Consider the following 14,484-nt stretch of genomic DNA (forward strand, 5'->3'; position numbering starts at 1 on the left):
GACGTTGCTCAATTCATTATATTATTTTATAATATGTTTTTCAATATATTGTATTGCCGCAAACGTTTATTGATTTTAAAATTATGTGATAAGTTTGATGGTAGCACCAGTTAGTATCAGCCATTGCGTATCAGCCATCAAAACACTTTGGGGGAAAAGTCATGTCTGAAATTGCCGAACCGCAGTCCGATGCTCCTGTATCGATGGATGCAACCATGCTCGATCAAATGCACGCTGCTGCAGGAAAAGCCAGCCAGTTGTTAAAGTCTTTATCTCATCCTGACCGCTTGATGCTGCTGTGTCAATTAACGCAAGGTGAGCATTGTGTGAGCCAGCTTGAAGAGAAAGTGGGACTGGGTCAACCAAGTCTGTCTCAGCAATTGGGGATTTTGCGTAAAGATGGTTTGGTCAACACCCGCCGCGAGGGCAAACAAATTTATTATTCAGTCGCCAGTGAGGATGCCTTGGCAATCCTCAATGTACTGTATGATCGCTTTTGTCAGACAAAATAATTAAGTCTAAAGCTAACGAGTCTGCCAATTTATTGGAAGCTAATTTATCAGAGTAACCACTTTATCGGGATAACCACCTTGCCATTACATTTAGCCAACTTGCGACGCTTACCTCACTGGGTAACGCACTATAACAAGGCAAATCTCAGTCAAGATTTGTTGGCGGGTGTTATCGTGGGTATTTTGGTGATTCCGCAAAGTTTGGGTTATGCCATGCTGTCAGGGTTGCCCCCTGTGTATGGGTTATATTCAGCGATTGTGCCGGTACTGGTGTATGCGTGGATTGGCGCAAGCTCGGTCAATGCCGTCGGTCCTGTGGCGATTACGGCGATTATGACCGCGCAAGCGCTACAGCCCTATAACGAGTTACCGCCGATGCATTATGCCATTATGGCGTCGTTTTTGGCGCTGATAACAGGGGCACTATTATGGCTAGCAAGCGTGTTTCGGCTCGGCTGGATTACCCAGTTTATTAGCCGTGGCGTGACGGCAGGGTTTATTAGTGGCGCGGCAATTTTGATTTTGGTCGGGCAAATCAAATATGTGACGGGTATCGCGATTAGTGGCAATTCACTGCTAGAGAATGTTGAAACTTTTTTGTTTCATCGCCGTGAGTTGCACGTGCCCACTTTGATGGTCGGCGTTGCGGCATTCACCATACTGTTTATCAACCGTTATTATCTTAAAACTTGGCTCAAGCCTTTATTGGCTGCCAGAGTCATTGAGGTCATCACGCGTATGTTACCCCTTGCGGTGCTGGCAATCGGTATTATCGCCAGTCAATTTGGCAACTTTGCCGCTATCGGTATTCGCACAGTGGCGGATGTACCCAGTGGTTTGCCGCATTTTGTGCTGCCGTTTTACCAGATTTCGCCCGTTGAACTCATTAATTTATTACCTGCAGCAGGATTGATGGCGCTGATTGCGTTTGTCTCTAGCAACTCGGTTGCCAGCTCATTTGCCCGACAACGCCATGAAGCTTACGATGCTAATCTGGAACTCAAAGGGCTAGGCGTTGCCAATATCGCAGGTGCATTTTTTCAGTCGTTTACCATTGTCGGTGGCTTCTCACGCACCGCGGTAAATGTCGATGCGGGCGCGCAAAGTCCCCTTGCCAGTATGTTATCGGTACTGGTGATGGCATTGGTGCTGCTGTTTTTTAGCCAGACTTTAGAGCCACTCCCCTATGCCATATTGGGTGCTACGATCATGTCAGTGATTATCAGTATGATTGATGTGCAAACGCTCAAGCAAGCGCTGCGCTATGACAAACTCGATGCGCTGGCATTTGGCGTGGCACTCACAGGTGTGTTATTGTTTGGGCTAAATATTGGCTTGGTGGCGGGGCTGTTAGCCTCCTTTGCAGGCCTGATTTGGCAAACCAGCCACCCGCATATCGCGATTGTGGGTCAAATTGGTGATACCGGGCATTTTCGTAATGTTGCACGCCATCCAGTGACCCAGTTTGATGATTTGTTGATCATTCGTATTGATGAAAGTCTGTTTTATGGTAATGCCCAGTCCGTACTACACTTTATTGAGCAAGCGATTGCCAGTCATTCACAGACTAAAAATCTGGTGCTGATGTTGTCGGCAGTCAATCATATTGATTTGACGGCACAAGATATGCTCATCAATTTAAACCAAAATTTGGCGGCTCAAGCTATCACCCTACATTTTTCGGAAGTCAAAGGGCCTGTGATGGATGTGATTGAAAAAACCGATGTGATTCAAAAATTAACAGGCAAGGTATTTTTAAGTACGCAACAAGCGGTTAAACAATTAACCCAATAAATATACTTGTCGTAGTCAGTAAAAACATGAATAATCAACGCTAACTTTATAAGGAAACACAACATGCCAAACAATACTGTTTTTTATGGTCAAATTCAACCTGAGCAAGTTGACAAAATCGGCGCGCAGGGCTTTAAAACCATCATCAACAACCGCCCCGATGGCGAAGAACCCAACCAACCGCTGCAAACGGATATCGCTACTAAAGCACAGCAAGCAGGGCTCGCCTATCATTATCTACCGGTCGTTGGTGGTCAATTAACCCGTGAGCAAGTTGAGCAGTTTGCCGAGATTTTTAATCAAGCAGAAAAACCCGTGTTTATGTTCTGCCGTTCGGGCAACCGCTCAAACGTGTTATTTCAGTCTGCCAAACAGCTTGATTTGCTAGACGACTAATCCTTTTTAGTGAAAGCTATGACAGCAAAAATTACCCTGTGGATAGACGCTGACGCAATTCCCAATATTGCCAAGCAAATCATCATCAAAACTGCGGAGCGCACGCAGATGACCACAATTTTTGTCGCCAATCGTGCCATTGCTTTGCCACGGTTGCCAGTTTTGCAGATGACAGTGGTCGAAGGCGGTTTTGATAAAGCGGATGACTATATCGCAGCGCACTGTGTGGCGGGCGATGTGGTCATCACCAGCGATATTCCACTTGCCAATGACTGCATTGAAAAAGGTGCCAAGGTGGTGACTTCTCGCGGTTTTGTGTATGACAAAGACAACATCAAGCAAAAACTGAATATGCGCGATTTTATGGACACCATGCGTAGTACAGGCGTTTTTGACCCCAGTCAACAAAGCAAATTGGGCGGACAAGCGCCCTATAGCGACAAAGACAAGCAAGCCTTTGCCAATATTTTGAACGCTTGGATTCGCTAGTTGATTATGCTAAACCCTATTCGTGCTATTAAGTTATTGTATCAACTGGAAAATCACCCCGAACCGCTGGGTGTCAGTCAGACAATGATTGAGCAAAATGAGCAGGCCTTGGGCGTTCAATTACCTGCAGGTTTGTATCATTATTTATTGGCTTTAGGCAATATTGCTAGTCTCAATAGTGGCTTTAATCACCTTGGCTTATTGCCGTTAGAACGCTTGGGCGACCATCTCGTCATTGGCAAAACCTGCGATGACGATGCGGTATGGGGCATTCATGTAGATGACCTAAGCCCAAAAAAGCAGCATAACCCGATGGTGCAAATGAGCCGCAACTTTGATGCGATTGAACAAAGCGAAATTCATTGGTTTGATGAATTACCGTTAGCGGAGTTCTTACTGGCGCAAGCGATTGTCAATGGCGTCAATGGTGGATTGAAACACCATGCCCAAATTTATGATTTTGATGGACAATCGATTCCAGCCGATTTGAATGAAAAATTACAGCATATCGCCAGTGAAATCATTGAACTGCGTCAACCGCATGAGCGCTATTTTCAAGCTGAGGAGTTTGGCGTGGTGATGTTATTGGGGATGGATGAGTCTATTCCCAATGCTTTTATGATTGGTTCGCAAGATGAACACAAATTCAATGACTACATCCATCAATTAGCGATTAGATTTGAACATTGACCTAAAAATAGCATTATGACGACTTAGCAAACCATTTTTGTCCAAACATAAAAAACGATACGCCCACCAGCATCAATACAATCCCCAAAAATTTACTCCAATGCAGGGTTTTAACAGGCATACCAAATAAACCCAAGCTATCCACCACCATGCCCATGACCAGCTGACCTAAAATAAACAAAAACACCGTATTGGCAACACCGATTTTTGGCGCTAAAAAAATCGACGCAAAAACAAAAAATGCGCCCAGCGCACCGCCAAGCCATTTCCACCAATCACTGATTTGCATGTCTGATAGACCCGATTGTACCGCTTGCCAATCGACGAATAGCAAAGACACCAAGAACAATAATAGCGCGCCAACCGTAAACGATACGAATGCGGCCATTAGCGGTTGACCACCAAACATTGCGCCCAATCTAGTATTAATCGCTGCTTGAATCGGGATGCCCAAGCCTGCCATCAGCCCCAAAAATAAATGCCAAATTTTCATATCAATTCCTATTTTTTGAGTTCACTGCTGTTAGGCGTGAGGGGTGGGTAAAGCGATGACATCGCGGATATGGGTTTTTCCCGTTTTAATCATCAGCAGCCTGTCAATGCCAAGCGCAATGCCACTACAAGCTGGCAGGGCATCACAAGCTGCCAGCAGATTTTCGTCAATTGGCATTACAGGTAGCCCGCGTTTTTTACGCGCCACATTGTCTTCATCAAAACGCAGACGCAGCGCTTGTCCATCAGCCAGCTCATCATACGCGTTGGCGATTTCAAGACCATTGATATACAGCTCAAAGCGTCTAGCTACCCGATTGCCATCTTTGTCTGTGACTGTCTTGGCAAGCGCGGCAGTGGCGACAGGATAATCGTAGATGAGTGTCGGTAGCGCTTTTCCCAAATTAGGCTCCACCAAATGACTAAATAATAAATCTAACCAGCCTTGGTGATCGTCCCCCAAATCAATGTTAAGACCATTATCTTTAGCGATGGCTTTGAGGGTATCGCAACTGGCATTGAAGGGATGAATTTTAACAAAATCCATAAAGGCATCCACATAGCGATAATGGTCAAAAATCACCGGATAGCCGAGTACCGCAGATACCAAATCGTTGGTTTCTTTTGCCAGTTCATCCAAGCTAAAATTGGGACGATACCATTCAAGCATGGTAAATTCAATGTTGTGGCGGCTGCCAATTTCGTTGTCGCGAAACACAGGGCAAATCTGGTACATCGGCACTTGCCAAGCTGCCAATAGACGCTTCATGGCAAATTCGGGTGAGGTGTGCAGATAGTAGGTTGTTGGATGGTCTCCCACAGTGACATTGCTAGAGACGGATTGCAAAAATATATCAGTGTTGCCCGCCTGTGACATCACTGGGGTTTGTACTTCTAGCACCTGTCGCTCGGCAAAAAACTGGCGAATGGTGGCATACATCGCAGCACGGGCTTGGGCGGTTTGTAGGGTACAAGTAGGTTGATAAGTGGTTGACATAGCAGTTTGAATAGTTGGATTTGCGACAATATTAGCAGACCCAAAAAAAATAGCTAGTATTTTCCCATACTGGCTATTTTTGCTTTATCTCACGTTGAGCATTTTGATCAAATTTTAAACACGTATGATTGCCATTCACGGCGCAGCGGGTAATTCTTACGCAGGTTATCAAAGTCTTTGCCTTCAATATCACCGTTTGCATTTGCCACACTACGTAAACGCTTGTCATCAGCTTTGATATCATACATCACAGGAATTTTATTGAGCAGTTGATGGCGCTCGTGGTCTTTGAGTGGGTTATGCACTTCTTGAAACAGCGGCACTTCAGCTGGCATCAAGCTATGAAAATCAACCGTTGGGGCAACCTGTAAATATTTGCATAAGGCATTGTAGACAAACTGTGTACCCCTAAGTTTGCCCTCTAAGGTATAACCGGCGATATGCGGGGTGACGATACTACAGGCTTTGAGCAGCTGCGCATCGATATTGGGCTCGTGTTCAAACACATCGAGTACACACACATTCGGGCTTGCGACAATATCGTCACGACCGAGCACTTCACCGCGTGAGGTATTGATGATGATGGCAGTGTCGGATACGGTTTGCCAGCGCGCTTGGGTCATCAGATAGTCGTGATGGGTGGGATATGAGCTGTTGTGCGCATGCGTCAGTGGCACGTGAAAGCTAATCACATTGCTTTCTTGCAGTACAGTTTCAAGTTTGGCGTTGTTCACCACCGACGGTGGTTTGAGTGGGTCATAGCCCAGCACATTCCAGCCATAGGAAATCGCATATTGCGCGAGGGTATTACCGATATTACCCACCCCAATAATGCCAAGGTTGATGGATTTGAATAAATAATCAGGGCGCAAATTGGCAATCGCTGCCACCACATATTGGGCAACCGAATGCTTACTACAGCCAGCGGCATGGGCAAAAATGATGCCGCGCTTGGCGAGGTACTCCACATCGACATGGTCGATGCCGATGGTGGTACTACCGACAAATTTGACGCTTTTATTGTTGTCTAATAACAGCTTGTTGACAGGCGTGACGGAACGTACTAGCAAAATATCAGGCTGATGCTCATCTATCACAGCCGCGTCAATCTCGCGCCCTGCCATCGCAATCAATTCAATGGGTCGCCCTAAAGTGTGTTCATTAAAAAAATCGCTTAAATGAGCAATATTGCCATCAGCAATAATTTTCATATTGTATCCCTATCTTTCTTTTTGTTGTCATCATCCAACTTACAGACCGTTAGCATAACAAATTTTTATGACCTTTTGATGCGTATGCTGACTTTTTTCAAATAAAAATTGGGGAAATTTATCGCATCAATTTGACCAGTATCACCATGATAATCAAAACAAGCACCCCACCGATAGCAATCACTAGGAGTTTTTTATCTTTGGCTGTATCTTTGGTGGATAATTGGGTTTGTAAGCGCAGCTTGTCATTCTTGAGTTGCTGCGCCAATTCATTGGATAGTGAGGATGGTGGCATTGCCTTTGGTGTCCGTAATATCTGTGGTGTCTGTGATGTTTTAGCTGCCTGTGCTGTCTGGGGAGTTGACTGTGTTGAGGGCGGTGAAACTGGTTTTACATCAACAAGTTTTTGCCCAGTCGTTTGTTGAATAGCAGCTTGTTGAATAGTTGCTTGTTGCTTAGCAGTAGCTGACATTGGATTTTCTAGCTTGTCTGACATCAATCCGATGGCTGAACTTTGTTCTCGGCTAGGTGCTCGATTAGGTGCTCGGTTGGGTTTAAATTTTGGCCATAGCCGCTTTTGGGTTGCGGCATCGGTGCTATCCTGTGCGTATTTTTGCTGCCAGTGGATATAGGGAAGTAAATCATAATCTTGCCCAAACTGCTCATAAGCCAAGCTTAGCCAATAGTGATAATAGGCTTTATCCCATAATTGGCTAGGTAATACCATAATTTCGCCCTGCTCGGCTTTATTTTGGTAAGCATTAGTATGAATAATAATGGGCACTATGCTGTTTGATAACATGCCATTGGGTAAATGACGCCGCCAAATCCAACTGGTAGTTATCCGATAGTTTGTCACTGCGATACTGGCTGGATACGCCAAATTAAACACCCTAGATGTGTGGTCTTGGTAATGTAATTGATAAAACGCTACGTCGGGCGTAGTATTTGAAGGCTGATTGACCTTGCCAATCGCATCCATTAATTGACTTGCCTTGGCTTGCAAATCTTCTACCCTTGCTTGCCCGCTTGGATCAAACAAAATGTCGGCACAACTAACCCGATAGTTGGCAAAAGGCGTGTCTCGTTCTTCTTCTGACATAGGCTCGGTTAACGCTGCATCAGATTTTATCACAACACCCCACACCACTTTGCCATAGCGATATAAATCCTCAGTCGCCTCTACTTGCCGATACAGTTCATCTTTAATCAAGTTATCACTGGCGTATACCTGCAAATAGCTTTGTTCGTGGTGGCTGGCTTGCAAAATATGTTTCGCCAAATCAAACCCGCGCCAATCAATGCTGGTATAGTCAAAAGCTGCCATATTCACATTGGTTTGATTATCGAGTATCGGCAATAGCGCAAAATCAAAATGCGTCACCAGCTGCGCGTTTTGTTGCTGGATACGCTGGTCTTTGGGCGGCAATACCCAGTTATCAAGTTGATTGACATAGGCGTCTTGCCACAGCGTTTTGACCGCGGTATTTTGTGTTGAAGGTGCGCTTAGCAGTGCTTGGTAAAAGTGAGTGGTTAATGCGGTTATTTGTTCGGATGTAAGCGCTGTTTGTGCGCCATTTTGATGAATGACTAACGGATAAATTTTTAGACTGTGCCAATCATTGGCAGACTGGTACGGCAATACAAGCTGCAACTGCAAGCGAGGGTTTTCATACACCCATATTTCAATGACCACCCCTTCAGTACGCCCCATCGGCAAATTGGTATAGCTATCAAAACAGCCTACGATTATGGGGGCTAATTGTGGATTTTGATGCAGCGTTTGGTAGAGGCTATCAATCACCGTGTCTGTATCTGTGGCTGTAACTGTGGCTAAATCCGTATCGCTAGGTGATAACAACTTAATATTAGATGGATTAAATGCGGTTAAGTCACCCCCTGTATTGTCGCTGCTATGCGCTTGATAGACACAAGGTAAAATTGGCTCACCTTGTGATAGCCTTGATAGCACAGACGCCACCAACGCACCCGCCGCCTGCATGGCTGACGTCCAAAGCGCGGGCAAGTTAGTGGTAGCGCTCACAGCGTCTTGATAAGGATAAACTGCTAGGTGACCTGCATTTTGCCGCTGCACAATATCCGCAAACTCAGCAGCGGTGGTCGGAAAATTGCTAGCAAGTCCAAATAACCGATTGGTCACTACCAGCATCGGTGTGCGATAGCAGTCCTCAAACAGCAGTACAAAACTATGCTCAAGGCATTCAGCAAACGCCTCGCCCAAGCTGTCATACATCTGCGCAAAAGATACCCAGCGCACGGGCGCATTTGCCAAGCGACTGCTGGTCACGCCAATATAAAACCCCAGCAAATAACAAAATGCTTGACGTGAGGTGTCTTGCAAAAAATCCAGATAATCCGCTTGCGTAAACCCAAACGCCTGCTGGATAGCCGATAACGCCTCATCAATTTGCACCAAACTATCACGGCTATGATCAAAACTCACCGCTGCCAGATAGGTAGAAAATGCGATAGCGGCATCCTGTAGTTTGCCTGTTTTCACTTTTGCCAAATAGCCCTGACACACTGCCTCAGGCGATTGCAATAAGTTGACTTGCGATTGCTGATAGACAGTTTGCGTCATCTGGGCAATAAACTGTGGCAACACATCCTTACCCTGCAGCAAATCTGGTAATAGCTTAAGCGGTTGGCAATAGACTTTGTGCCCGATGTGCGCGGTGAGTGACGCGTAAAAATCGGCAGGTAACTGTGACTGGATGGGGTACTTATTTTGCCGTGCCAGTTGTGCTGACATCCTGTCATAGTCATACCAAGCAATCGGTTGCCCGGTGGTTTTGGCTAAATAGTCTGCAATATAGGCGGCGAGCGCTACTATAAGTGCTTGCCCGCTTTGGTTTGCCAATAATTGTGGCAATTGAATGTGGCGTTTTGCCATTGCTGCAAAAAACTGACTGAGTTGTTGTAGGCTGTTGGCTGAATAATCAAAGTCAATCTTTTGCAAGTTTTCCCAAAACAGGATCTCAAACGGCGGTGTCTGCTTGGTCTGCAAATAATATAATAAGGTGTTGACTTGTTGGGCGGTGGTTGGCTTCATCGGGGGTTTTTGGCAACAATTTTTTATCATTTTGGGGTAAATTGTTGGCTTTGGCAAGTGCTAGCCGTGGGTGCTGCCGCAATAAAAAAACAAAGCCCATGTTGGGTCAATGGGCTTTTGTCATCCTCTCACTTTTACATACTGACTTTTAATCTTTTTTGACGCTTATTTTAAAAAATCAGGGTCTTTATAAGCCGGGTTTGGATAATCATAAAAACCCTTCCCCACTTCAAACCCTGTGCGACCTTTATCAATCAGTTCGGTTTGCAGTTTTTGGATAAATCGCTCGGCAGTTTTTGAGCCTGTTTTGGCTTTTTGCTGGCTGATATTAATAATGGTATTGACCCCGACGATATCCATCATCGCAAACGGTCCCATTGGTGCACCTGTGCCAATCATCCAAGTTTTGTCAACGGTCTGCGGATCGGCAATGTCATTGGCATACAAGTGCATACCGGCATTTAAGAAGGGCACCAAGAGGGTATTTAAGATATAGCCAGGCTGTTCTTTATTGAGGGGTAACGCCACCATGCCAATGGCTTTGGCATAAGCAACAATGCTGTCAAATACTGCCGGGTCGGTATGCGCTGAGCCCATGACTTCTGCGGTGTTGTTCACCCAGATACGGTTGGCAAAGTGTAACGCCAAAAATTTATCGGGACGACCTGTGGCATCGACCATTTGGCTAGGAATCAACGTTGAGCTGTTACTGGCAAAAATCGTGTGACTTGGGGCTACCTTTGCCAGCGCCTTATAAAATTCATTTTTGATATCGAGGACTTCGGGTAAGGCTTCAATCACCAAATCAGCCTCTGCCACGGCTTCGCCTAAGTCAGTCACATAGCGAATCGCATCGGTGATTACTTGGGCTTGTGCTGGGCTTTTGTCATAGAATTTGGCGTAGATGGGCATGAGTTTTGCGATGCGCTCTTTCACCTTTTCGGGTTCTTTATCAAAGATTGTGACGTTAAAGCCAAAAAAGGCATTTTGCATGGCGATTTGAGAACCCAGTACGCCGCCGCCGGCTACCGTCACCTGCTTGATGGATGAAGTATTTGCTGTTGTCATGATTTATTCCTTTAAATCGTTATGATAGTTTGCAAGTTATTGTAGCGGATTTTGGGTAGTATGCCTACCGCGCCAATATAGACTGACAAGGCAACAGAATATTACCCGCCAAAAAAAAGTCACCCGCCAAAAAAAAGCCAAACTATGACGTTTGGCTTTTTTTGAAAAATAACTAAAAAATTATTGCAACATGAGGTATTCAAACGCACTGAGTGCCGCTTTACTACCTTCGCCCATCGCAATATTAATTTGCTTAAATGGCACGGTAGTGACATCACCACAGGCAAAAATTCCGGGTTTGTTGGTTTGGCATTTCTCATTGATTTCAATTTCACCAAATTTGGTCACCTGTACCAAATCTTTGACCACTTCCGAGTTTGGCACCAGTCCGATTTGCACAAAGATAGCAGATAATGGCAATTCTTTGTTTTCACCGGTGGTACGGTCTTGGTAAATTAGCGAACTGACTTTACCAGCGGTTGCTTTGACTTCTTGGCTCGCTACACTTGTCATGATATCGATATTATCGCGCTCTTTGGCTTTATTAATCAATACTTGGTCTGCTTTGAGCGTGTCAGCAAATTCTAACACGGTCACGTGTTTGACAATGCCTGCCAAGTCAATTGCCGCTTCAATCCCTGAGTTACCGCCGCCCACAACTGCCACGTCTTTACCTTTAAAGAACGGACCATCACAGTGCGGACAATACGCAACGCCACTACCGATATTTTCGTCTTCACCTTTGATGTTAAGCTTACGCCATTTTGCCCCCGTCGCTACGATAATCGCACGAGTGGCGAAACTTTCACCCGTATTCAAGGTAATTTGGTAGGTTAGCTTATCCTCGCCTTGCTCATTCATTTGTGCAGAATTTTCGGTGATGGATGTCACGCTTACCATTTCTTTGACCGTGATACTATAAGCGGTGATATGTTTGACAAAATTGGCAGATAATTCATTACCATTGGTCAATGGGATTGAAATCAAGTTTTCGATATCTTGGGTATCTTTCACTTGCCCACCGATACGATCAGCCACCATGGTCACTTTTAAGCCTTTACGTGCTACATAAATGGCTGCCGCCACGCCCGCAGGTCCGCCACCGATGATGGTCACATCTTGCTGCTCAAGCTGTTCGGCTGCTGCTGCACCACTCATCAAATCTGGATATTGCTGTTGCAGTTTCTCGATGAGTTTGGCAGTGTCAATTTTACCATTGGCAAAAGGTTTGCCATTTAAATATACCGCAGGTACGCCTTGGATATTGCGCTCGTTAATCATGTCTTGGAACACACCACCATCAATCATTTCATTGCTGATGTTGTCATTGAGTAACGCAAATTGGTTTAGCGCTTGCACCACGTCAGGACAGTTGTGGCAAGACAACGAGACGAAAGTTTCAAATTTTAGCGGTTGTTTAATCGCCTTAATGATATTTTGAATACCTGGGTCAAGTTTGAGCTCACTGCCACCTGATTGTAAAATCGCCAAAATCAATGAGGTAAACTCGTGACCACCTGGAATACCACTAAAAATGATACCCGTATCTTTGTCTTGGCTACGGATTTTAAAACTCATCGGTGATAGATTGGCATCGAATTGTTGACTCAAACTAATCTTGTCAGTGGTTCCTGCAATTTGGGTCAAAAAATCCACCAGTTCAGCGCGCTGTTCATGTTCACCCTCACCCAACACAAACTCAATCGGGCGAGTCATACGTTCGCTATAACTTTTCACTGCATCTAATAAACCTTGATCTAACATGGTATTTTCCTTCTAGTCATTGGATAAGTCATTGTGTTAACCTTATTATTGTGATTTTTGTGGGCTTTGACAATCTAAGAAAGTTGATAGCTATGTTTTAAAAAACAAAACGTTTATTATTTTATATAACAAAATATTAATAGATAAATTACTTAAGTGCATTGATAGTATGGCTTTCCCCCCTCACCAATTGTTACCGATTAGCGTATAGTCAACCCTACAATTTTTCGTTACAATGCTAATAAGACAAATGCAATATACCAACTCAATCAAATTTGTCTTATGTATTGACCCCTTTGCATTATTTTTCACATACAACCAAAAAAAGGAAAGGACTATGTTTCCAGAACATCGCGAACTTATTAGCAAACTAAAAACTTCTGATAAACACTTTGAAAAATTATTTGATAAACACAACGAATTAGATGCTCAAATCATTAACCTAGAAAAAGATCCTGTTGCAGCAGGCAGCCGTGACGACGAAATTGAAGCATTAAAAAAACAAAAACTGCAATTAAAGGATGAAATCTACAAAATCTTAGAAGACAATAAAAACAACTAAGTTCTAAGCTAAATTCGATTTTATTGATTAAAGCCCTGTTCGTTGTGACAGGGCTTTTGCTATTGATAGCGAGTGTAAGGCTTAAATCAACCAATCAACCCTACTTTAAGAAAATTGGACTGTAAAAAAATTGGTTTAAGCGTGGCGGACAGCATTATTTTTTTGTGAATACATTAACCAAGAAGCATAGCAGCATCGTCACCATAATCACCGGCAAGGTATTCCCGATATCGAGTGGATGGGCAAGCCAATAACGATACAAGCAAAAACCAATCGCCCAGACAATCAAATTTTTGACATTAAAACGCTGTTTAATATCGGTATTTTTTAAAATAAAAAAGTCCACAATTTGAATGGCTGCCATTGGCGCAAACACTGAGCCTAAAAAGTATAAAAATTCAGTGATATCATCCATGGGAAACAGCATCGCTGCGATGGCACAGATGAGGGTAATGCCAATTGCCAAGCCTTTTTCTGGAAGTTTTTGCCACAGCGACACACCCGACACGCCTGCCGAGTACGCATCCAAAAACGTGGTTGTCACCGTCGCGAGCACAATCAACAATAACCCTGCCACGCCCAATCCAAGCTGTAATAGCATTTGGGCAAAATCCGACGTTTGGGTATACAAGGCCATGCCCAGTCCAATCGCATACATCCACGCACTCATCACCCCATAGCTCACGGTGCTCACGAGCGTCGCTTGCAAAGGTTTTTGCGCATGGCGAGTATAATCACTCACCAGTGGCAACCACGACAACGGCATAATGACCGCGAGCTCCACGGCTGCCCCAAAGCTCATCGCTGCTGCCACGTCTTTTGTCGCTGCCGCATGTCCCGTGCTCAATTCAAATATTTTATAAGACAAAATAAGCGTTAACATAAATAACCCAGCTACCGCCAACGCATTGATTTTGCCAAAGAAGCGGTTGCCCATCCACAGCCACAACACAATCAGCGCACCAATCACGCCACACCAGGCCGCTTGTCCGATAGCCCAAATCCCATTGACCGCCAATGCCCCATCATAAATCATGATGGCTGTCCAGCCGACCAACTGCACAACATTTAGCAAAGCAAAAAGCATCCCACCTTGAAAACCAAAACTACCCTTCACCGTTTCCATGGCACTTTTGCGTTGGGTTGCCCCAATATAGCCGACTAAAAAAAATAGCATTCCACCTATCATATGCCCAATGACGATGGCTAACAAGCCACGCTCCCACCCCAATGGCGCAAGGTAGGTGCCCGTCAAAATCTCAGCGATTGACACAGCTGCCCCTGCCCAAAGCAAGGCATAATGGCTACTTGTGGTCTGACTGCCAGTTTGGTGAGTGGTTTGTGCGCTATCCATGGTTATTTTCTCAAGCTTCAAAGAAGCTGATTTTATCATTGTTAACAACAGTAGTTGAATAAAAAAACCCCAAATCTTTCAA

The 14,484-nt window shown here is 44.7% G+C and carries 13 protein-coding genes; 6 read left to right on the forward strand and 7 right to left on the reverse strand.

What is annotated here, in order from left to right; genetic code table 11:
- Nucleotides 1-161: 161 nt before the first annotated feature.
- The 5 genes from RT143_RS08110 to RT143_RS08130 all read left to right on the forward strand — a co-directional run bounded on the left by RT143_RS08110 (nt 162) and on the right by RT143_RS08130 (nt 3,881).
- Complete coding sequence (locus RT143_RS08110; protein WP_257620010.1) at nt 162-512, forward strand: metalloregulator ArsR/SmtB family transcription factor; 351 nt, start codon at nt 162-164, stop codon at nt 510-512.
- A 78-nt stretch (nt 513-590) separates the two neighbouring features.
- The gene (locus RT143_RS08115) at nt 591-2,306 is read left to right on the forward strand and encodes a SulP family inorganic anion transporter (RefSeq protein ID WP_313092336.1); all 1,716 of its coding nucleotides are present in this window, start codon (nt 591-593) and stop codon (nt 2,304-2,306) included.
- A 63-nt stretch (nt 2,307-2,369) separates the two neighbouring features.
- A complete protein-coding gene (locus RT143_RS08120; protein WP_313015930.1) occupies nt 2,370-2,702 on the forward strand; it encodes a protein tyrosine phosphatase family protein in 333 nt (110 codons plus the stop codon).
- 30 nt (nt 2,703-2,732) lie between these two features.
- Nucleotides 2,733-3,191 (forward strand): YaiI/YqxD family protein, encoded by a 459-nt coding sequence (locus RT143_RS08125; protein WP_313092364.1) that lies wholly within the window; start codon nt 2,733-2,735, stop codon nt 3,189-3,191.
- Between the two features lie 6 nt (nt 3,192-3,197).
- Complete coding sequence (locus RT143_RS08130) at nt 3,198-3,881, forward strand: hypothetical protein (RefSeq protein WP_313092338.1); 684 nt, start codon at nt 3,198-3,200, stop codon at nt 3,879-3,881.
- Between the two features lie 13 nt (nt 3,882-3,894).
- On the opposite strand, the gene RT143_RS08135 is transcribed toward RT143_RS08130, so the two are convergent.
- From RT143_RS08135 to ahpF, 6 genes are all read right to left on the reverse strand, one after another.
- Nucleotides 3,895-4,374 (reverse strand): DMT family transporter, encoded by a 480-nt coding sequence (locus tag RT143_RS08135; protein ID WP_157797004.1) that lies wholly within the window; start codon nt 4,372-4,374, stop codon nt 3,895-3,897.
- Between the two features lie 30 nt (nt 4,375-4,404).
- Nucleotides 4,405-5,370: an EF-P lysine aminoacylase EpmA gene (gene epmA, locus RT143_RS08140; RefSeq protein WP_313092339.1), complete on the reverse strand. Its 966-nt coding sequence runs from the start codon at nt 5,368-5,370 to the stop codon at nt 4,405-4,407.
- A 107-nt stretch (nt 5,371-5,477) separates the two neighbouring features.
- The gene (locus RT143_RS08145; RefSeq protein WP_313092340.1) at nt 5,478-6,581 is read right to left on the reverse strand and encodes a 4-phosphoerythronate dehydrogenase; all 1,104 of its coding nucleotides are present in this window, start codon (nt 6,579-6,581) and stop codon (nt 5,478-5,480) included.
- 118 nt (nt 6,582-6,699) lie between these two features.
- Nucleotides 6,700-9,654, reverse strand: a complete 2,955-nt coding sequence (locus RT143_RS08150) for a hypothetical protein (RefSeq protein WP_313092341.1) — start codon at nt 9,652-9,654, stop codon at nt 6,700-6,702.
- Between the two features lie 165 nt (nt 9,655-9,819).
- Complete coding sequence (locus tag RT143_RS08155; RefSeq protein ID WP_313092342.1) at nt 9,820-10,722, reverse strand: 3-hydroxyacyl-CoA dehydrogenase; 903 nt, start codon at nt 10,720-10,722, stop codon at nt 9,820-9,822.
- 180 nt (nt 10,723-10,902) lie between these two features.
- Nucleotides 10,903-12,486, reverse strand: a complete 1,584-nt coding sequence (gene ahpF / locus RT143_RS08160) for an alkyl hydroperoxide reductase subunit F (protein ID WP_313092343.1) — start codon at nt 12,484-12,486, stop codon at nt 10,903-10,905.
- A 337-nt stretch (nt 12,487-12,823) separates the two neighbouring features.
- On the opposite strand from ahpF, the gene RT143_RS08165 reads away from it, so the two are divergent.
- Nucleotides 12,824-13,048: an HP1242/YdcH family protein gene (locus RT143_RS08165; protein ID WP_313092345.1), complete on the forward strand. Its 225-nt coding sequence runs from the start codon at nt 12,824-12,826 to the stop codon at nt 13,046-13,048.
- Between the two features lie 154 nt (nt 13,049-13,202).
- On the opposite strand, the gene cytX is transcribed toward RT143_RS08165, so the two are convergent.
- On the reverse strand, nt 13,203-14,402 hold the full coding sequence (gene cytX / locus RT143_RS08170; RefSeq protein ID WP_313092346.1) for a putative hydroxymethylpyrimidine transporter CytX: 1,200 nt from the start codon (nt 14,400-14,402) through the stop codon (nt 13,203-13,205).
- Between the last annotated feature and the right edge of the window lie 82 nt (nt 14,403-14,484).

Origin of the sequence: Moraxella sp. CTOTU48268 (assembly GCF_032069585.1) — a bacterium.
Lineage (GTDB): Bacteria > Pseudomonadota > Gammaproteobacteria > Pseudomonadales > Moraxellaceae > Faucicola > Faucicola cinerea.